20 protein-coding genes are annotated in these 18305 nt (G+C 64.5%); 4 read left to right on the top strand and 16 right to left on the bottom strand.

Going from position 1 to position 18305, the window contains the following annotated elements; all coding sequences use genetic code 11:
- Nucleotides 1–133 precede the first annotated feature (133 nt).
- On the top strand, nucleotides 134–1024 hold the full coding sequence (locus OCX61_RS07540; RefSeq protein ID WP_261943242.1) for a hypothetical protein: 891 nt from the start codon (nucleotides 134–136) through the stop codon (nucleotides 1022–1024).
- A gap of 63 nt (nucleotides 1025–1087) precedes the next feature.
- Here OCX61_RS07540 and OCX61_RS07535 read toward each other — a convergent pair whose 3' ends face one another.
- The 12 genes from OCX61_RS07535 to ccmA form a co-directional block, all read right to left on the bottom strand.
- Complete coding sequence (locus OCX61_RS07535) at nucleotides 1088–1876, bottom strand: PhzF family protein (RefSeq protein ID WP_261943241.1); 789 nt, start codon at nucleotides 1874–1876, stop codon at nucleotides 1088–1090.
- Nucleotides 1877–1921: 45 nt separating this feature from the next.
- Nucleotides 1922–2860 carry a 2-hydroxyacid dehydrogenase gene (locus tag OCX61_RS07530; protein WP_261943240.1) on the bottom strand — a complete coding sequence of 313 codons (939 nt, stop codon included), beginning with the start codon at nucleotides 2858–2860 and terminating at the stop codon, nucleotides 1922–1924.
- Between the two features lie 426 nt (nucleotides 2861–3286).
- Nucleotides 3287–3706, bottom strand: coding sequence for a hypothetical protein (locus OCX61_RS07525; RefSeq protein WP_261943239.1), 420 nt, complete (start codon nucleotides 3704–3706; stop codon nucleotides 3287–3289).
- A 12-nt stretch (nucleotides 3707–3718) separates the two neighbouring features.
- Entirely contained in the window at nucleotides 3719–4909 is a 1191-nt protein-coding gene (gene ccmI / locus OCX61_RS07520; RefSeq protein WP_261943238.1) for a c-type cytochrome biogenesis protein CcmI, read from the bottom strand.
- Nucleotides 4902–5378 (bottom strand): cytochrome c-type biogenesis protein, encoded by a 477-nt coding sequence (locus tag OCX61_RS07515; protein ID WP_261943237.1) that lies wholly within the window; start codon nucleotides 5376–5378, stop codon nucleotides 4902–4904. The genes ccmI and OCX61_RS07515 overlap by 8 nt, the downstream gene beginning before the upstream one ends.
- Nucleotides 5375–5911: a DsbE family thiol:disulfide interchange protein gene (locus tag OCX61_RS07510; RefSeq protein WP_261943236.1), complete on the bottom strand. Its 537-nt coding sequence runs from the start codon at nucleotides 5909–5911 to the stop codon at nucleotides 5375–5377. Before OCX61_RS07510 ends, OCX61_RS07515 begins: the two co-directional genes overlap by 4 nt.
- On the bottom strand, nucleotides 5908–7881 hold the full coding sequence (locus OCX61_RS07505) for a heme lyase CcmF/NrfE family subunit (protein WP_261944279.1): 1974 nt from the start codon (nucleotides 7879–7881) through the stop codon (nucleotides 5908–5910). Before OCX61_RS07505 ends, OCX61_RS07510 begins: the two co-directional genes overlap by 4 nt.
- An 11-nt stretch (nucleotides 7882–7892) precedes the next feature.
- A complete protein-coding gene (ccmE, locus tag OCX61_RS07500; protein WP_261943235.1) occupies nucleotides 7893–8348 on the bottom strand; it encodes a cytochrome c maturation protein CcmE in 456 nt (151 codons plus the stop codon).
- Nucleotides 8345–8521: a heme exporter protein CcmD gene (ccmD, locus tag OCX61_RS07495; RefSeq protein ID WP_261943234.1), complete on the bottom strand. Its 177-nt coding sequence runs from the start codon at nucleotides 8519–8521 to the stop codon at nucleotides 8345–8347. Before ccmD ends, ccmE begins: the two co-directional genes overlap by 4 nt.
- Nucleotides 8518–9285, bottom strand: a complete 768-nt coding sequence (locus OCX61_RS07490) for a heme ABC transporter permease (protein WP_060508368.1) — start codon at nucleotides 9283–9285, stop codon at nucleotides 8518–8520. Before OCX61_RS07490 ends, ccmD begins: the two co-directional genes overlap by 4 nt.
- 43 nt (nucleotides 9286–9328) lie before the next feature.
- Nucleotides 9329–10006, bottom strand: a complete 678-nt coding sequence (gene ccmB, locus OCX61_RS07485) for a heme exporter protein CcmB (RefSeq protein ID WP_371263234.1) — start codon at nucleotides 10004–10006, stop codon at nucleotides 9329–9331.
- Complete coding sequence (ccmA, locus tag OCX61_RS07480) at nucleotides 9994–10626, bottom strand: cytochrome c biogenesis heme-transporting ATPase CcmA (RefSeq protein WP_261943233.1); 633 nt, start codon at nucleotides 10624–10626, stop codon at nucleotides 9994–9996. Before ccmA ends, ccmB begins: the two co-directional genes overlap by 13 nt.
- Nucleotides 10627–10758: 132 nt before the next feature.
- On the opposite strand from ccmA, the gene fliK reads away from it, so the two are divergent.
- The 3 genes from fliK to OCX61_RS07465 all read left to right on the top strand — a co-directional run bounded on the left by fliK (nucleotide 10759) and on the right by OCX61_RS07465 (nucleotide 15473).
- On the top strand, nucleotides 10759–12315 hold the full coding sequence (gene fliK / locus OCX61_RS07475) for a flagellar hook-length control protein FliK (protein ID WP_261943232.1): 1557 nt from the start codon (nucleotides 10759–10761) through the stop codon (nucleotides 12313–12315).
- A complete protein-coding gene (locus OCX61_RS07470; protein WP_261943231.1) occupies nucleotides 12312–12653 on the top strand; it encodes an EscU/YscU/HrcU family type III secretion system export apparatus switch protein in 342 nt (113 codons plus the stop codon). Before fliK ends, OCX61_RS07470 begins: the two co-directional genes overlap by 4 nt.
- A gap of 66 nt (nucleotides 12654–12719) precedes the next feature.
- Entirely contained in the window at nucleotides 12720–15473 is a 2754-nt protein-coding gene (locus tag OCX61_RS07465) for a dermonecrotic toxin domain-containing protein (RefSeq protein WP_261943230.1), read from the top strand.
- 36 nt (nucleotides 15474–15509) lie between these two features.
- Here OCX61_RS07465 and OCX61_RS07460 read toward each other — a convergent pair whose 3' ends face one another.
- From OCX61_RS07460 to OCX61_RS07445, 4 genes are read right to left on the bottom strand one after another with little or no spacing between them, the layout of a single operon-like run.
- Nucleotides 15510–15905 carry a DUF2802 domain-containing protein gene (locus OCX61_RS07460; RefSeq protein ID WP_261943229.1) on the bottom strand — a complete coding sequence of 132 codons (396 nt, stop codon included), beginning with the start codon at nucleotides 15903–15905 and terminating at the stop codon, nucleotides 15510–15512.
- A gap of 1 nt (nucleotide 15906) precedes the next feature.
- Complete coding sequence (locus OCX61_RS07455; RefSeq protein WP_016393802.1) at nucleotides 15907–16386, bottom strand: chemotaxis protein CheW; 480 nt, start codon at nucleotides 16384–16386, stop codon at nucleotides 15907–15909.
- Nucleotides 16387–16429: 43 nt separating this feature from the next.
- Nucleotides 16430–17329 carry a CheW domain-containing protein gene (locus OCX61_RS07450; protein ID WP_261943228.1) on the bottom strand — a complete coding sequence of 300 codons (900 nt, stop codon included), beginning with the start codon at nucleotides 17327–17329 and terminating at the stop codon, nucleotides 16430–16432.
- Nucleotides 17326–18117 carry a ParA family protein gene (locus OCX61_RS07445; RefSeq protein WP_261943227.1) on the bottom strand — a complete coding sequence of 264 codons (792 nt, stop codon included), beginning with the start codon at nucleotides 18115–18117 and terminating at the stop codon, nucleotides 17326–17328. Before OCX61_RS07445 ends, OCX61_RS07450 begins: the two co-directional genes overlap by 4 nt.
- Nucleotides 18118–18305 lie beyond the last annotated feature (188 nt).

The raw sequence follows: 18305 nt of genomic DNA, 5'->3' as shown, positions 1-18305 counted from the left end.
ATTTCTGCCAGTTGTACCTGGTCACCGCCCCCCATAATCTGACACCAACCCGGGCCAATCCACTCTTCTTTCTCACACCGATGCCTTCGTCGAGCACGCCGAAGCAGGTGAGCACACGCCCGAGGTTTGCCAGATGAACCGATTACTGCTGCTGTTCGTACCTTTACTGCTGGTTGCCTGCGTCAGCCAGGAAACGCCAACCCCTCCCTCCAAACCCCATGCCCCGGCCATCACCGTGGTCGATGGCCCGGCCACGGCGGAGGCCTTGACCAAGCGTTACAACGATACCCGCAGAAACTGTGGCAATGACAGCATGCCGGCATTCCTTTGCTCGGGAATCATCATTCGTGCCACTATCTACAGCGATAAATACGCCGCGTGGAATCCTAGTCCTGCAGCTATCGCGAAGGGCAGCGTTTCGTTTTCCTACTTGCGCAAGGACAACAACTTCCAGAAATTTGCCTGGGCACCGAATGATCCCAACGGTTTCATCTTTTACCCGATCATGGGCATGCCAGAGTTAAAGTCCAAAATCGCCATACTGTGTCACTTCCCCATGGATGGCTGGACCGACGCCCGACGTGATCGAGAAGCTTGCGGCGTTTACCCCGGGGTGGCTGGCAGCGAAGCTTGTCACCAGCAGGGCATCACCACAGGGGCCCAGTGGGTGGCCAAATATCCACCTGGGACGCGAGGCGACAGGATCTGCGGCTTCGATGTGCGTGACGAGCTCAACCATTATGCAGGCCCCAACTTCTATGCTGCCATGCAAGCCAAATGGATGAACTCGGGTTACTTCGGCGAGCAAAACGAAATGCTGTTGCGACTGTGGGGGCAAAATCAGGGCGAAAAGCTGCCGATTCAGGCATTTTTCTATGCATCGCAAGCGGGTCTCGAGCCTGCGCGAAAAAACAAACAGCGCTTCCTCGCCGAGGCTAAGATCAACCTGCCGATCATCAAGGTCACGCTGCCCACCGTGCCCTCTGGCAGCGCAACCTTCCAGTTCATTCCCGGCGACCAGTAGGCCCGCGCAGACTTGAATGCAAAGAGCGGTGTACTTCGGCTGCTGCGAAGTACACCGTATGGATCAGCAGTACACTACCCCACGCAGGAACAAGGCAGCCCGGCCACTGATGATCACCCGGCCATTGCCTGGCACTTCACAATGCAGCTGCCCTTTGCGCGCCCCGCCTTGTTCGCAGGTCAATGCGCGCTTGCCCAGCATGGCGGACCACAGCGGTGCCAGCGAGGTATGCGCAGAGCCGGTGACCGGGTCTTCGTTGACCCCAACCCGTGGGCCGAACCAACGGGTGACGAAATCATGATCGCGGCCGGCAGCCGTCACCGCGATGCCGCGTACGTCGAATGTCGACAGGGCAACGAAATCAGGCTTCAACGAGGCAAGTACCGCCAGGTCGTCGATCACCACCACATAATCATCCGAGCGATAGACCGCTCTGGCGCTGCTCAGCCCCAACGCCGCCAGCAGCCCGGCCGGCAGGTCGACAGCCACCGGCTGCTTGGCCGGAAAGTCCATCGCCAGCAGGCCGTCGGCCCCCCGGCTGACACGCAGTTCACCGCTACGGGTACTGAAGCGCAGCACCTCGGCCTGCTCGCCCAGTTGCTCGAACAGCACGTAGGCCGACGCCAGGGTGGCATGGCCGCACAGGTCAACTTCGACACTGGGGGTGAACCAGCGCAGGTCGAAGGTTTCGCCATTGCGCACGAAGTAGGCGGTTTCCGACAGGTTGTTCTCTTCGGCGATGCGTTGCAGCAGATCGTCCGGCAGCCAGCTTTGCAGCGGGATCACCGCCGCCGGGTTGCCACCAAAGGGCTCGGCGGAAAAGGCATCGACCTGGAAGATTTCGAGTTGCATCAAACGCTCCTTGTGATCCGGGCAATGCCGGGGGTATTGAAAGGTTTACGCACGAACCGGCGTGAGTACCGGCTCGCCAGCAAAGAAGGCCTGCAGGTTGCGCAGCACCAGGGTCACGGTGTCGCGTGCGGCCTCGGGCGACTGGCCGGCCACATGAGGCGTGAGTACTGTGTTGCCGAGGGCCTTGAGGGCATCTGGCACGACGGGTTCGTCATCGAACACATCGAGCGCGGCACCGGCGAGCCGGCCTTGTTCAAGGGCTGATACCAGCGCCTGGGTGTCGACCACGCTGGCCCGGGCGATATTCACCAGGTAACCCTCCGCGCCCAGTGCTTCGAGTACCTGGGCATCGACCAGATGGCGGGTATTGGCGCCACCGGGGGTGGCAACGACCAGAATGTCGACGGCCTCGGCCAGGTGCTTCGGGCTGTCGTACCAGGTGTAAGGCAGGTCCTGACGCGGGGTACGGCTGTGATAGCTGATGTTCATGTCAAAGCCCAGGCTGGCGCGTTTGGCGATGGCCTGGCCGACCGCGCCGAGGCCCAGCAGGCCCAGGCGCTTGCCGCTGACCGAAGGGCTGATCACCCGGTTCCACTCGCCGCGACGCGTACTGGCGTCGGCACGGGGAATGCCGCGCAACAGCGCCAGCAGCATGGCCAGGGTGTGGTCGGCGACAGCCGCGGCATTGGCGCCGGCACCATTGGTGACGGTGATGCCACGGGCGGCAGCAGCGGCCAGGTCGACCTGCTCGTAGCCGGCACCGATCACGCAGATGATCTGCAGCTTGGGCAAGGCGGCGATTTCAGCGGCGGTCAGGCCCAACGGACCACGGGTCAGCACGGCGTCGATCTCGCCGGCATGGCGCTGGATGGCGTCGGCGCGCAGGTGTGGGGATTGGGCACGAATCAGGCGGTAGCCGGCTTTTTCGAGTAAGGATAGATACTCGTCGACGGTTTCTACCAGTACCAGGACTGTCTTGCTCATGCCACCTCCTTGAATATCAGAGGGGCATTATGCGGAGTAACTGGCCGGTACAGTCAATCGGAAAAACAGCGAGGAATTGTACTGTATGGGTGAGTCGGGCTTCGGGGGTGTCTGGGCTTACAGGTGTACGCCGGGAGGGTTGCAGCGCCTGTGAGATCGAGCGCCGCCCGCGCGGCGCATCGCGAGCTACGCTCGCTCCTACGTTTGTTTCGGGCCAATTATTTCTGTAGAACTTGCGCGCGGACGCCTTGGCGCATGACTCGATATCGCGTTGTACCCATAAGGCGATCGCGCGCGTCTGTCACAGGCGTTACTGGCCCGAAACAAACGTAGGAGCGAGCGTAGCTCGCGATGCGCCGCGCGGGCGGCGCTCGATCTCACTGAGACCAAACATCTAACGGCGAACACCCCCGAGCCTCATCAAATTCATTGCCCGTAAGCGCGCCCCAACCCACCAGGCACACCGCTGCTGTCGGTCTCCTGCCACGGCCCGTCCGGGTTCAGCGACCAGCTCCAGCCATTGTCATAGCGGTAGTAGGTACGCTGCCGGTAAAACACATTGGTCTTGTTCTCCAGCACATACACCCCAAGCTTCGGGTCCCAGTGACTGGCGCCACCCGGCGGTGGCGCAAAGCTGGCAGAAGTACGCGGCATCGGTTTGGGGATCGGCGCCGGCTTGCTCGGCTGTGTCGACGGCTGGCCACCCGGCAACGGCTTCACCGCTGGCCCCTGGTGCGGTGGCACTTTCTCGATTGGCGGCGACGGCTGCTCGTACGGCTCGTGCACCGTACACGCGGACAAACCCAGGGCCAGGGTGATCAGGGTCAGGCGGACGGTGCTATGCATGGTGTTGTTCTCTTACTGGTCGGGGCTGTCGATGGTCAGGTGCTGGGTGGCCTGGGTGGTATTGGCCAGGGGTGCACCCTGGCCGATCCATTCGCCGTGGGTCGGCTGGCCGGCGCGGGATACACGTGCAACCAATTGGACTTCGGCGAACTGCGACAGTTTCATCTGCGGCAGCATAGCGTCAGCATCGGACAATTCCACTTCCAGCGGCAACTGCGCCACCGTCACCCGTTTGGCCGCCAATGGCATGGGCGGGCCATTTTTGGCACGGGCGAAGATGAACACGGTGTCGTCTGGCTTGACCTTGTCCTTGAGCGCCGCCGCCAGTTCCACCCGCACCTTCAGGCGGGCGGCCGCAGTGGCCTGCGGCTTGGCGCTGCTGCCGCCCAGGCGCTCAGCCGCGCGGTCGATGCCGCCTTGCAGCGCTGCCCGCGAGGCATCACCCTCGGGCAGTTGCGCCAGCAGACGGTTCCAGTAGTCGATGGCTTCCTGATAACGCTCGCCCTCGAAAGCGGCGATACCCCGCAAGCCAAGACTGGTGACTTCGTTCGGGTCGGCCTTGAGTGCTTCATCCGTCAGGGCCTGCACCTGGGCGCTCCACTGTTTCTCCGCCGCGAAGTACAACGCCTGGGCCCACTGGCCAAGCAGCTCGGGCTGGCGACCGGCCAAGGCCACGGCGCGCTCGTAGGCACGCGCGGCGTCGGCCGGACGTTGCTGGGCCATGTAGGCCCGGCCAAGGAAGTACAGGCCTTCGGCCGAGTCCGGCTGGGCCGCCACGGCACGCTCCAGGCGCGTGGTCATTTCGTCCATGGTCTTCGGCGCAGCGGCGAATTCCTGGGTCAGCTCGACCTTGTCCGCCGCACCGAAGTGCAGGTACAGCCCCAGTGCCAGGGCCGGCACCAGCACTGCCGCCAGCAATGGCAGGGCCTTGCCCAGGTGGCCCTGGCGCGCAGGTTCGGCACCTTCGGTGTCGGCCAGCAACTCGCGGGCGGCTTCGTCACGGCCCTTGGCCAGTTGCGCATCGTCGAGCACGCCAGCGGCCTGTTGGGCGGCGAGTTCGGCTACGCGCTCCTGGTACAGGGCGACGTTCAGGGCGGTGCGGTCTTCTTCCTGCTGCTGGCGACGGCCACGCAGGATCGGGATCAGCAGAAAGCCGAGGGCGGCGAGCAGCAACAGGCCCGCGCTAAGCCAGAATTCAGTCATGGGTCTGTTCTTTTTCCAGCAGTTTGGCGAGACGCTCGCGTTCTTCGACGGACAGTTGCTGTGCAGCCTGGGCCGCCGGGCCACGGCGACGACGGACGATCACCGCCAGCACCACGAAACCACCGGCCAGCAGGATGCCAGGGCCGAACCACAGCAACCAGGTGCGGCCACTGAGCGCCGGCTTGTAGCGCACGAAGTCGCCATAGCGGTCGACCATGAAGTCGACGATCTGCTGGTTGCTCTTGCCTTCGCCGAGCATGCGGAAGATCTCGCGGCGCAGGTCGGCGGCGATCGGTGCGTTGGAGTCGGCGATGTCCTGGTTCTGGCACTTGGGGCAGCGCAGTTCCTTGGTCAACTGCTGGTAACGCTCGCGCTCGGCGTCGTCACGGAACTGGTAGGTATCGATGGCCGCCTTGGCCACACCGGCCAGGCTCATGCCCAGCACGGCGGCTGCCAGCCAGCGCTTCATGGCTTGGCCTCGTCGACCAGGCCCTGGTACAGCGGCGCCAGCTGCTCGCGCCACACGCTGGCATCGACGATGCCGACGTGCTTGTAGCGGATGATGCCCTTGGCATCGATCAGGAAGGTTTCCGGCGCGCCATACACGCCCAGGTCCAGCCCCAGGCTACCCTGCTCGTCACGGATATCCAGCTGGTAGGGGTTGTGGAACTCGGCCAGCCACTTCTGCGCGGCGGCGTTGTCGTCCTTGTAGTTGATGCCGTGGATCACCACGCCCTGCTGGGCCAACTGGTTCAGGTACGGGTGCTCGACCTTGCACGACGGGCACCAGGTGGCCCACACGTTGACCAGTGCCGGCCGCCCGTGCAGGTCGGCCTGGGTCAGGTTGCGGTCACCCTGGGTCGAAGCCAGGGCGAACGTCGGGAACGGCTTGCCGATCATCGCCGACGGCAGCTCGTCAGGCTTGAGGAACAGCCCTTTGTAGAGAAAAACCGCCATCAGCAGGAATACCGCCAGTGGCACGACCATGATCCAACGCTTCATGCAGCAGCTCCAGACACGCCCAGGGCTTCACGCACCCGGGTCTTGACCTTGACGCGATAGCGCCGGTCGAAGGCCGCCAGCAACCCGCCCAGGCCGGTCAGCAGACCGCCCAGCCAGATCCAGCGGACGTAAGGCTTGATATGCACGCGCACCGCCCAGGCGCCGTTTTCCAGCGGCTCGCCCAGGGCAACGTACAGGTCACGGGTGAAACCGGCATCGATCCCGGCTTCGGTCATCATCGACTGCTGCACGGTGTACAGGCGCTTTTCCGGGTGCAGGGTGGTCACTTCACGACCTTCGCGGGTGACCACGATGGTGCCCTTGTCGGAAATGAAGTTCGGCCCTTCGAAGTGCTTGGCGCCTTCGAACAGGAAGTGATAGCCACCCAGCTCGACGCTTTCGCCCGGCGCCATGCGCAGATCGCGCTCGGCGCTGTTGTTGCTCGACAGCACCACGCCCAGGGCACACACCGCCAGGCCCAGGTGCGCCAGCTGCATGCCCCAGTAGCTGCGGGTCAAGCCACGCACACCCTTGGCCAGGCCTTTGTGGCGGGTCTTGTCAAAGATGTCACGCAGGCCACCGAGCACCACCCAGGCCGCCAGGGCGAAGGCGCTCAGCACCGGCCAGTCGAAGTCGTCGACCAAGAAGCCGGCGACCGGCGCCAGCACCGCACTGCCGATCAGTACCGGGGTCATCATGCCGACCAACCATTTGACCGGGGTGTCTTTCCAGCGCACCACCACACCCAGGCTCAGCACCACCATCAGCAATGCCATCAACGGCAGGAACAGGGCATCGAAGTATGGCGGGCCTACCGACAGCTTGGCCCCGGTCAGGGCATCGAGCACCAGCGGGTAAAGGGTACCGAGCAGGATCATCGAAGCCGCCACCACCAGCACCAGGTTGTTGGCCAGCAGCAGTGTTTCACGCGACAACAGGGCAAAGCCGACCTGGCTCTTGACCACCGGGGCGCGCAGGGCGAACAGGGTCAGCGAGCCACCGACCACGAACAACAGGAAGATCAGGATGAACACGCCGCGCGCCGGGTCGGCCGCAAACGCGTGCACCGAGGTCAGCACGCCCGAGCGGACCAGGAAGGTGCCCAGCAGGCTCAACGAGAACGCGGCGATCGCCAGCAGCACCGTCCAGCTCTTGAAGACACCGCGTTTTTCCGTCACCGCCAGCGAGTGGATCAGCGCGGTGCCCACCAGCCAAGGCATGAACGAGGCGTTTTCCACCGGGTCCCAGAACCACCAGCCGCCCCAACCCAGCTCGTAGTAGGCCCACCACGAGCCAAGGGTGATGCCGACGCCGAGGAAGGCCCAGGCGACGATGGTCCAGGGCCGCGACCAGCGCGCCCAGGCTGCGTCCAGGCGCCCGCCGAGCAGCGCGGCGATGGCGAAGGCGAAGGCCACCGAGAAGCCCACATAGCCCATGTACAGCATCGGTGGGTGGACGATCAGGCCAAAGTCCTGCAACAGCGGGTTGAGGTCACGGCCATCGGTCGGCACCTGGGGCAACAGGCGCTGGAACGGGTTGGACGTGATGATCAGGAAGCTCAGGAAGCCGACGCTGATCATGCCCATCACCGCCAGCACACGGGCCAGCATCACCTGCGGCAGCTGCCGCGAGAAGATCGACACGGCAAAGGTCCAGCCACCGAGGATCAATGCCCAAAGCAGCAGCGAACCTTCGTGGGCGCCCCAGACCGCACTGAACTTGTAGTACCACGGCAAGGCGCTGTTGGAGTTGCTGGCCACGTAGGCGACCGAGAAGTTGTCGGTCATGAACGCGTGGGTCAGGCAGGCAAAGGCGAAGACCAGGAAGGTGAACTGGCCCCAGGCTGCCGGGCGCGCCAGGCTCATCCACAGGCTGTCACCGCGCCAGGCACCGAGCAGCGGCACCGTGGCCTGCACGGCGGCGAAGCAGATCGCCAGGATCATCGCCAGTTGGCCGAGTTCGGGGATCACCAGCGCCGCGTTCATGGCTTGGCCTCCGCGCCGCTGGCCGCCTGGCCGCTTTCCTTCAGGGCCTTGGTGACCTCGGGCGGCATGTACTTCTCGTCGTGCTTGGCCAGTACCTCATCGGCGACCACCACACCGTCGCCGTTGAGCTTGCCAAGGGCCACGATGCCCTGCCCTTCGCGGAACAGGTCCGGGAGGATGCCGCGGTAAGTGATCGGCACGGACTTGTTGAAGTCGGTGACCACGAAGCGTACATCGAGCGAATCGGCGGAACGCTGCACCGAGCCCTTTTCGACCATGCCGCCCGCACGAATGCGGGTGTCCAGCGGCGCCTCGCCGTTGGCGATCTGGGTGGGGGTGTAGAACAGGTTGATATTCTGCTGCAGGGCGCTCAAGGCAAAGCCGACGGCAACCGCAACCCCGGCCAGCAGGCCGAGGATCAGGAACAGGCGTTTCTTGCGCTGCGGATTCACAGGTTGTTCTCCCGGCGCAAACGGCGCGCCTCATCTTGCAGGTAGCGACGGCGGGCCAACACCGGTGCGGCGACATTCAGCGCCAGCACCGCCAGGCAGATGCCATAGGCCGACCAGACATACAGGGCATGGTGGCCCATGGCGAGAAAATCGCCGAAGGAAGCGAAACTCATCGCGCGGCCCTCCGCCCCAGGCTGTTCAATACTTCATCCTTGACCCAACTGGCGCGCGCTTCGCGCTTGAGCACCTCAAGGCGCATGCGCAGCAGCAGCACGGCGCCGAAGAAACAGTAGAAGCCCAGCGCCGTGCACAGCAGCGGCAGCCACATCTCGGCCGGCATCGCCGGTTTTTCGGTGAGGGTGAAGGTGGCGCCCTGGTGCAAGGTGTTCCACCATTCTACCGAGTACTTGATGATCGGGATGTTGATCACGCCGACGATGGCCAGCACCGCGCAGGCCTTGGCCGCACTGTCACGGTTGCTGATGGCCTGGCCCAGGGCGATGATGCCGAAGTACAGGAACAGCAGGATCAGCATCGACGTCAGCCGCGCATCCCAGACCCACCAGCTGCCCCAGGTCGGCTTGCCCCAGATGGCCCCGGTGACCAGCGCCACGGCCGTCATCCAGGCGCCGATCGGCGCTGCGCATTGCAGGGCGACATCGGCCAGTTTCATCTTCCACACCAGCCCCACCGCGCCGGCCACGGCCAGCAGTACATAGCAGGACTGCGCCAGCATCGCCGCCGGCACGTGGATATAGATGATGCGGAAGCTATTGCCCTGCTGATAGTCCTCGGGGGCGAACGCCAGGCCCCAGACCACGCCGGTGACCAGCAGAAGGACAGCAGAGATGGCCAGCCATGGCAGCATGCGGCCGCTGATGGCATAGAACCATTTCGGCGAACCCAGTTTGTGGAACCACGTCCAGCTCATTTTCATCAGGTACATCCGGTATTAGCCGGGCTTGGGAGCCCGGGACTCGTTATTCGCCGACGCTGATCTTCAGGCCGGCCGCTATCGCAAAGGGTGCCAGGGTGACCGCCAGGGCCGTCAGGCTGGCGAGCCAGAGCAGATGGCCGGTGGCGGGCATATTCTGCAACGCCGCCTGCAACGCACCACTGCCCAGGATCAATACAGGGATATACAACGGCAGAATCAGCAACGCCAGTAACAAACCGCCGCGCTTGAGACCGACCGTCAGCGCAGCGCCGACCGCCCCCAGCAAGCTCAGTACCGGCGTGCCCAACAGCAGCGAACCAAGCAGCACCGGCAGGCAGTGGCTCGGCAATCCCAGCATCAGCGCCAGCAATGGCGCCAACAATACCAGCGCCAGCCCGGAAAAGATCCAGTGTGCCAGCACCTTGGCCAGCACCAGCATGGCCAGCGGGTGCGGCGACAGCACCCACTGCTCCAGCGAACCGTCCTCGAAATCACTGCGGAACAAGCCATCCAGTGACAACAGCACAGCCAGCAAAGCCGCAACCCAGACCAGCCCGGGCGACAAGGTTTGCAATAATTGGCTTTCCGGGCCAACCGCCAGCGGGAACAGGGCCACGACGATGGCGAAGAACACCAGCGGGTTGGCCAGCTCGGCCGGGCGGCGGAACAACAGGCGCGCTTCGCGGCGCAGCAACAGGATGAATACACTCATGCCGCCCATTGCCCCAGGTTCAGTTCGCGGTACCCGGACGGCTTGCGTTCAAGGGTGTGGTGCGTGGTCAGCACCACCGTGCCGCCCTGTTCACAGTGGGTTGCCAGGTGCGCTTCGAGCTGGGCCACACCCTGCTTGTCGAGGGCAGTGAAGGGTTCGTCGAGGATCCACAGCGGCGGGCTGCTCAGGTGCAGCCGGGCCAGGGCCACACGGCGCTGCTGGCCGGCGGACAGGGTATGACAAGGGACGTCTTCGAAACCGCGCAGGCCGACCGCCGCCAGCGCCGCCCAGATCGCTTCGGCGCTGGCCGGCTGATGCAGGGCGCAGAGCCAGGTGAGGTTCTCTTCGGCGGTGAGCAGGTCCTTGATGCCGGCGGCGTGGCCGATCCACAGCAGGATGCTGGCCAAGGCATGGCGCTGTTCGCTCAGCGGCTGGCCAGCCAGCAGGATCTGCCCGGCGGTCGGCTGCATCAGCCCGGCCAACAGGCGCAGCAGGCTGGTCTTGCCGCTGCCGTTGGGGCCGCTGATCTGCAGCATGTCACCGGGGCGCAGCTCGAAATCGAGGTGCTCGAACAACAGGCGCCAGTCGCGCTCGCAGGCCAGGCCCACGGCTTGGAGGTGAAGGGTCACGGATTCGCCTTATCTATATGCTTCTCAAGTCGCCCACCTCGCTGCCGTTATACTGGCAGTGACAGGCGGCAGGCATTATTACATGTGCTGCCACGCTGCCAAGAGGGCGGGTTCCACAGGTTGTATACAATCATGACTGAAATCAATAGTCTCGGCGCACAAACCGCGATCAATCCGCAGGCGATCAAGGCCCAGCTGACCGGCGAACTGCTCAACCTGACCCAGGCCCAACCCGGCCTGCTCAAACCGGGTGAAACCGCTCAGGCCGAAGTGCTGACGATGCGCCAGAGCGGCAGTACCTTCCAGTTGCTGCTGCAGGTGATCCAGGCCAATGGCAGCCAGACCCAGGTCCAGGCCAGTGCCAACCAGCCGATTCCACCGGGTAGCCAGCTCACCGTCAGCCAGCCTGAGAGCAACCGCCTGGCCGTGATGCTGCAGCAGGCCAGCGCCAGCAATGTCGCCACCCTCACCCAGCTCGACACCAGCAAGGTCCCGGTGGGCACCCTGCTGCAGGGCAAGGTACTGACCAATCAGGCGCTGCCCCAGGCTGCAGGCGCAGCGGCCAGCTTCCGCTCGCTGGTCAGCTTGCTCAATACCGCCCAGGCCGGCGCCACGCTGACCATCGACAGCCCGCGCCCGCTGCCGATCGGCAGCCTGCTCAGCGCCCTGGTGCAAGGCGACCAGGCGCTGCGCTTCGTGCCCCTGAGCGGTCGCCAGGAACAGTTGAACATCGCCCAGCAGTTGCTCACCCAGCAAGGCCGCCAGGCCTCCCTGCCCGGCCTGCTCAGCGCCCTGCAGCAGATTGCCAGCAGCCCTGCCAGCGAGGGCGAGTTGCGCACGGTCGCCAGCACGCTGCTGGCCAGCCTGCCGGACGCCCGCCAGCTGAGTGACGGCAAGGCCGTGGCCCAGGCACTGAACAACAGTGGTGTCTTCCTCGAGGCAAAGCTGCTGGGTGGGCTGGGAGCCAACGTGGCCACCGACCTCAAGGCACAGCTGGTCAGGCTGGTGGCCCAGGCCACGCTCAGTGCGCCGGCCAGCCCGGTGGTCGCTGCCAGCGGCCTGGCCCAGGCCTTGCCAGCCCTGGCACGCGGCGCGCTGGGCATGCTCGACCGGGTCACCCCCAGATCGCCGCCTGGCGCGTTTCCACTGCCTTCCAGGTTGTTGCAGGCGATGGAAAACGAAGGTGACCTGCAACAGTTGTTGCGCCTGGCCGCCGCCGCCATCTCGCGCCTGCAGAGCCATGCCCTGAGCAGCCTGCAACAGTCCGGTACGCTGGACAACGGCAACCTGCAAACCACCTGGCAGGCCGAGATCCCGGTGCGCCACGGCCAGGAATTCATCCCCTTGCAAGTGAAGCTGCAGCGCGAGGAAACCCCGGAACAGCACGCCGAGCGCCAGCACGAGCAGCAAGATCCTCAGCAAGCACTGTGGCGCATCGAGCTGGCCTTCGACCTCGCCCCGCTGGGCCCGCTGCAGGTTCAGGCTCAACTGGTCCAGGGGCGCCTGTCCGGCCAGTTGTGGGCCGAGCATGAACCGACCGCACGACTGATCGACAGCCAGCTCGGCGAGCTGCGCGCACGCCTGCTGGCTCGCGGCCTGGAAGTGGGCGACCTGGAATGCCACCCCGGCATTCCACCACAGGGCCCGCGCACACGGGTGGAACAACGTTGGGTAGATGAAACCGCATGACCGACAAGCAACCCCGCCAGGCCATCGCCCTCAACTACGATGGCCAGCAAGCCCCGACCCTTACCGCCAAAGGTGATGACGAACTGGCCGAGGCGATCCTGGCCCTGGCCCGTGAACATGAGGTGCCGATCTACGAGAACGCCGAACTGGTACGCCTGCTGGCGCGCCTGGAGCTGGGCGAGCAGATTCCGCCAGCGCTGTACCTGACGATTGCCGAAATCATTGCCTTTGCCTGGCAGTTGCGTGGCAAGGTGCCCGTCGGCTTCAACGACGAAGCCGCTGCGCCGCGGGATATCACGCCACAGCCGCCGTTGTTGCCGCAGCCTGGGCAGCGCTAATTATCTACCGCCACTGTCAGCACTAACCGTTCAGCCTTGCCGCTCCCTCACAGCAAGGTGAACCCCATGCCCACACGCCACATCAATGCTGCAGGCATTCAGTACGTCCGCGACCACCTCAGTCACGTCCCCCGCCCCGACCACGCGGCGAGCCAGGCTATTCGGCAATGGCTCCTGCAACAGGGTCATGATGTCGACCCGCAGCAGATAGACGCCGTCACGCTGCATTACCGCCCCGAGGGTTCCGGCGGCAATCTGGTGGTGGTCACGCAAAGCTTGAGCCTGCCCCAGGCGGTGCTGAACAACTGGCAGGGGGAATCCGCCAACGACCTGCTCGGCGACCTGTTTCACGCCCCTTGGGCCGGACACCTGCCTGACGGCCCGCTGCGGCTGGTCGAAACCCTGCCGGCACCGTCCTTCAACTCCTACGGCGCTCCCTACGCGGTATTCAACGGGCTGTTCCGCCGGACCACGCCCCAACGCTATGACGCGTCCACCCACCTGCCGATAGCAGCCGAAGCCTTCCAGCGCTTCATCCACGACCTGGACTTCCACACCCCCTTCAAAGCCCAGCTGGATCGCTACTGGAACCAGCACCTGCAGGGCCATCGCCTGGCCAGCAGGCTCAACTTCATCGCGGCCTGCAACAAGCAGGTCAGCGAAGGCAGCCTCAGCGAGCCCGCCAGGAAGCTGGCATGGCAAGCCGCCGGGCTGATGCCCGGTGCCGACAAGCTGCGGCTCAGCACACTGAGCATCTATGGTTATGCGGCGACCGACTTGTTGTACCTGAACGACCCGAGTAGCGACCTGACCTTGCTGTACCTGCCTGGCAACAGTTCACCCCTGCTGGAGTTCGCCAGCGAAATGCTGCTCAAGGACTGGATTGGCCTACAGTGCAAGGACCCGGCCAAGCGCGAGGCCCTGAAACTGCATTTTCGCCTTGCCGACCGCCCGCAAGGCCTCGATTTCAGTGGCCTGGATACCGCGCTCGAGGGTTTGGCCGACTACCCGAACAGCCACCGCCTGCCTCCCGAACATGGCTACTTCAACGACGATGGCACCTGGCCGCCACGCACCTATGTCAATTACCGCCCTGCCAAATACAACCCCAGGATCGACGGTGACCTGTTCCAGGCACTGGCCGAACGACAGCGCCAGCGCAGCTACGACGATGCCGATTTCCTGATCACCCGCGACAGCCAGGTCAGCAAGACGCGCTGGCTGGGCTACCTGAGCACGACGCTGAACCTGCTGGCACCGCTGTGCCTGGTCGTCCCGGGCCTGGCACCTCTGTTGGCGGCGGGCGGCATCGTGCAGTTCGGCCTGGGGCTGGATCAGGCAATCAATGGCAAGTCGCTGCAGGAGAAGCAAGCGGGGGTTGGCAACATCACCTGGGGGCTGTTCAATGCCGCGCCCCTGGCAATCGGCGGCGTTACCCGGGCCAAGGCCCTGTTCATGTACAAGCGCGATGGCTTCGTCCTGCCGAAACGGCTCAACGGGCAGATCGGCTACCCCTTGAGCCCGACCACCGCACCCCGTTTTCCGGAACCCGAAGGTGTTCGCTACTTCCACTACCCCGAGCCAATCGAGCCGCTACCGGACGGCGACCAGACCATCGCCGCTGCGGTGCTTCGCACGCCGCGCTATGACGGCGATGTGGACAACCTCGAGGCCAGTATCGGCGGCTACAACGTGCGCGTGGTCTACGACCTCCAGCGGGATGTGTTCATCAGCGAAGACGACCTCAACGACGTCGAGCCGCTCGGCTACCTGGCAACCCCCGCCAGCATGAACCTGTTACCCGCCCCCGCCTCCCGGGTCGTCACCGATGCCATGCGCTCTCGCAGCCTGCGTGCACTGGGCGTCGATCTGCCGCTGCCGGTGAACATCCCGACCCCGGCCCCCAACAGTTTCCCGATACCCAAAAAGATCTCCTGCCTTTGGGTAGGTGACAAAATCATCTCCGGCGAACTGCTGAGCAACCTGGGCAACAATGCGGCCCGGCTCAAGGACAGCGAATATGCCATGCGCCTGTTCCTGTCCAAGGCCGACCCGCAGGTCTACGCCGAAAACCTGCGCCTGCTGGCCGAGCAGGCACCGGGGCTGCAGGTGCTGCCGCTGGAAGAGCAAGCGTTCTTCCGGGCCTTTCGCCAGAGCAGGTACTACGCACAGTACGACGCCGCCCTGGATGGCAACGGCGGCATCGCCACCAACTACGCCTCGGCATCGGACGTACTGCGCTATCCGATGCTGCACCACGAGGGTGGTTTGTACATGGATGTCGACGACACCCTGCTGGCCGCGGGCGAGCATCCACAGGTCATCGATGGGCAGCCGCATGGCAATCCCGCCGAAGCCATCGACCAGGTCGAGCTGCGCACCACCGCCGACGGCCTGCTGCTGGCGCCGCCGATGTCCAGTGAAAAACTGTCGATGAACTACCTTTACAACACCAGCATGATCGGCAGCCACGCCGGCAACCCCACGCTGGAAGCGATTGCCGACGAAATGCTGGCGCGCTACCAGACCAACCCGGACTTCTATGACAGCAAGCCCAGCCTGGCCGACGACCCGGCGAACTTCTACCGCTATGCCAGGCGCCTGAGCCACCTCACCGGCCCAGCCTTGCTCAGCGACGTGATCGACCGCCAACTGCCGGCATTGCGCACCTTGCGGCAGATCGTCAACCTCTACACCATGCCCCGGATCAACGCCTATCAGTTCGTCGACCTGCCCCGCGCCCAGGAGACCATGCACGCGCTATTGCCTTTCAACCGGTTCGCCAAGGTCGGCGGCAATCACTCCTGGAGCAGAACCTGAACCAGAGGCCGGGCGGAGCCTGTGCAGTTGGCGGGGTTATCCGCCGCGGTGCAGCTTGCTCATCAGCTCCGCCTCGGCCTGGGTCAGGCCGCAGGTTTCGGTGAGTTCCGATACGCTGGCGCCCATGCCCACCAGCTTGGCGGCCTGGGTGAAGGTGACGCTGTTGGGGTCGCGCTGCTCCAGCTGCTGGAGTTTCTCCGGCAGCGGGGCGACGGTGGCGCGCAGCTCATGGAGGGCCTCGCCCATGCGCACGGTACCGTTCTGGTAGTCGTCCAGGCGCTTGGCCAGGTCCTTGATGCGCTGGTCGCGCAGGGCATCACCCACGGCCTGCTGCGCCGCCAGTTCGCGCTGGCGCTTGCTGTAGTTGAGGAAGAACCACAGGCTCAGGGCCCACAGCAGCGCCAGGAAGATTACCGCCACCTCGAAGATCAACTCAGATGTTCTCCAGCTCGGACCACTCTTCCTCGGTCATCATCTTGTCCAGCTCGACCAGGATCAGCAGTTCGCCGTTCTTGTTGCACACGCCTTGAATGAACTTGGCCGACTCTTCGTTACCCACGTTCGGCGCCGTTTCGATTTCCGACTGACGCAGGTACACCACCTCGGCGACGCTGTCGACCAGGATGCCGACCACTTGCTTGTCGGCCTCGATGATGACGATACGGGTGTTGTCGGTCACGTCCGACGGCATCAGGCCGAAGCGCTGGCGGGTGTCGATCACCGTCACCACGTTGCCGCGCAGGTTGATGATGCCCAGCACGTAGCTTGGCGCGCCCGGTACCGGTGCGATCTCGGTGTAGCGCAGCACCTCCTGCACCTGCATGACGTTGATGCCGTAGGACTCGTTGTCCAGACGGAAGGTTACCCACTGCAGGATCGGATCTTCAGAACCTTGCGCAGACGACTTTTTCATTCCCCTAGCCCTCTAAATCCGCTGTTGGCGGTTGTGTTCGGTGTCATTTCTGTTTGGCATGCAACTGCTTGACCGCGCCGCTGGCGATCAGCTCGGCCAGTTCGGCGACGTCGAGCAGTGCACACATGTGTTCGATAACCGTGCCGGCCAACCATGGCCGCTGGCCACGCTGGCTGCGCCACTTGATCTCGGCCGGATCCAGGCGCAGCGAACGGCTGACCTGATGCACCGCCAGGCCCCACTCGTAGCCCTGCACGGAAATCACGTAATTCAGGCCCTGGCGGAAATCATCGCGGTAGCGGTCGGGCATCACCCAGCGCGCCGTGTCCAGCACCTTCAAGTTGCCCGCCTGGCACGTCAGAATGCCAAGGAACCAGTCCGGCTGGCCGAACAGCGGCGTCAGCTCCTGGCCCTCCAGGCTGTAGATCGAGCCCAGACAAACCAGCGGCACCGCCAGGGTCAGCCCGGCGACGTCGAACAGCAGGCACTCGAATGGCTCGGCAGCCCAGGCCGGCCGGCCATCGACGCTGGTCGGCGGTGCCGGCGTGTCTGCCATGCTTGCCGCTGGCAGGTGCACTTCCACCAAGGGTGCAACCGGCTCCGGCGTCGGCACCTCGGTGAGCACCGGGATGCTGGCTTCAGCCACCACTGCAGTGTCGACCACTGCAGTGTCGACCACTGCCACCAGCGGCTGCTCGACCGGCAGTACAGCTGGCAGCACCTTCACCTGCCGCTCGGCAAAAGGCCGGGCTGCGGGTGTTGGCTGGCGAGCATCGCGCGCCTGTTCTTCGCGCACGGCAGCGGCGAACTCATCACTGGCCTCGGCCGCTTCAGCCGGCGTTGGCAGTTCGAGGAAATCCTCGGTCTCGGTGGCCTCCTGCAACAACCCATCGAGGTACGACTGCAGGGCCAGTTGCGGCTTGGTGCCCACGGGCCGGTTCATGAAGCCACCTGCGCGGCCGGTTTGTAGGTCAGCATATGCTTGAGCAGTGCCCGGTAGGCGATCACGCCGCGGCTCTTGCCGTCGAACTGGGACGGCGTGACGCCATTGCGGCTGGCGTCGCGCAGGCGCGTGTCGACCGGGATATAACCCTGCCACACCTGCTGTTCATAGGTATCGCGCAACACCTTGAGGGTGCCCAGCGAAGCCTGGGTCCGGCGGTCGAACAGGGTTGGTACGATCTGGTAAGGCAGTGCCTGCTTGCGCGAGCGGTTGACCATGGTCAAGGTGCCGATCATGCGCTCCAGGCCCTTCACCGCGAGAAATTCGGTCTGCACCGGAATTACCAGCTGCTGGCTGGCCGCCAGGGCATTGACCATCAGCACACCGAGCAGCGGCGGGCTGTCGATCAAGGCAAAATCAAAATCCTGCCACAACTGCGCCAGACTCTTGGCGATCACCAGGCCCAGGCCACTCTGCCCTGGCGACTGGCGTTCCAGCACCGCCAGTGCAGTGCTCGACGGCAGCAACGAGATGCGCTCATCGCTGGTCGGCAGCAACAACTGCCCCGGCAGGCCCTCGGGCACGCTGCCCTTGTGCAGGAACAGGTCGTAGCAGCTGTGCTCCAGGGCGTCCGGGTTATGCCCGAAGTAACTGGTCATCGAGCCATGCGGGTCGAGGTCGACGACGACCACGCGCTTGCCCGCCTCGGCCAGCAGGCCGGCCAAGGCAATGGTGGTGGTGGTCTTGCCGACGCCACCTTTTTGATTGGCTACTGCCCAGACTCTCATAGGACAACTCTTGTCTCATTGGCATTGCAGGGCCGCTGTGGGAGCGGGTTCACCCGCGAAGCAGGCGACGCGGTGGATGGCACGGGCTTCGCCCGTGTTCGCGGCGGTTCGACGTCTCGATGAACCCGCTCCCACAATGATCGCGCAGGCTTCAAAAAATCGAACAAGACAACTGCCCCCATTAGGTT

Origin of the sequence: Pseudomonas sp. LRP2-20 (assembly GCF_024349685.1) — a bacterium.
In the GTDB taxonomy this organism is placed as follows: Bacteria; Pseudomonadota; Gammaproteobacteria; order Pseudomonadales; family Pseudomonadaceae; genus Aquipseudomonas.
The sequence above is the reverse complement of the archived record's forward strand: the minus strand, read 5'-3'. Positions and strand labels throughout refer to the sequence as shown.

Bases quoted from the DNA above. Each gene is read 5' to 3' on its own strand.
- OCX61_RS07515 (WP_261943237.1), bottom strand. From the start codon at position 5,378: ATGAAGCGCTGGCTGGCAGCCGCCGTGCTGGGCATGAGCCTGGCCGGT.
- OCX61_RS07525 (WP_261943239.1), bottom strand. From the start codon at position 3,706: ATGCATAGCACCGTCCGCCTGACCCTGATCACCCTGGCCCTGGGTTTG.
- fliK (WP_261943232.1), top strand. From the start codon at position 10,759: ATGACTGAAATCAATAGTCTCGGCGCACAAACCGCGATCAATCCGCAG.
- OCX61_RS07470 (WP_261943231.1), top strand. From the start codon at position 12,312: ATGACCGACAAGCAACCCCGCCAGGCCATCGCCCTCAACTACGATGGC.
- ccmB (WP_371263234.1), bottom strand. From the start codon at position 10,006: ATGGGCGGCATGAGTGTATTCATCCTGTTGCTGCGCCGCGAAGCGCGC.
- ccmD (WP_261943234.1), bottom strand. From the start codon at position 8,521: ATGAGTTTCGCTTCCTTCGGCGATTTTCTCGCCATGGGCCACCATGCC.
- OCX61_RS07455 (WP_016393802.1), bottom strand. From the start codon at position 16,386: ATGAAAAAGTCGTCTGCGCAAGGTTCTGAAGATCCGATCCTGCAGTGG.
- ccmI (WP_261943238.1), bottom strand. From the start codon at position 4,909: ATGACTGAATTCTGGCTTAGCGCGGGCCTGTTGCTGCTCGCCGCCCTC.
- OCX61_RS07490 (WP_060508368.1), bottom strand. From the start codon at position 9,285: ATGAAAATGAGCTGGACGTGGTTCCACAAACTGGGTTCGCCGAAATGG.
- OCX61_RS07450 (WP_261943228.1), bottom strand. From the start codon at position 17,329: ATGAACCGGCCCGTGGGCACCAAGCCGCAACTGGCCCTGCAGTCGTAC.
- OCX61_RS07530 (WP_261943240.1), bottom strand. From the start codon at position 2,860: ATGAGCAAGACAGTCCTGGTACTGGTAGAAACCGTCGACGAGTATCTA.
- OCX61_RS07465 (WP_261943230.1), top strand. From the start codon at position 12,720: ATGCCCACACGCCACATCAATGCTGCAGGCATTCAGTACGTCCGCGAC.
- OCX61_RS07535 (WP_261943241.1), bottom strand. From the start codon at position 1,876: ATGCAACTCGAAATCTTCCAGGTCGATGCCTTTTCCGCCGAGCCCTTT.
- OCX61_RS07445 (WP_261943227.1), bottom strand. From the start codon at position 18,117: ATGAGAGTCTGGGCAGTAGCCAATCAAAAAGGTGGCGTCGGCAAGACC.
- OCX61_RS07510 (WP_261943236.1), bottom strand. From the start codon at position 5,911: ATGAAGCGTTGGATCATGGTCGTGCCACTGGCGGTATTCCTGCTGATG.
- OCX61_RS07540 (WP_261943242.1), top strand. From the start codon at position 134: ATGAACCGATTACTGCTGCTGTTCGTACCTTTACTGCTGGTTGCCTGC.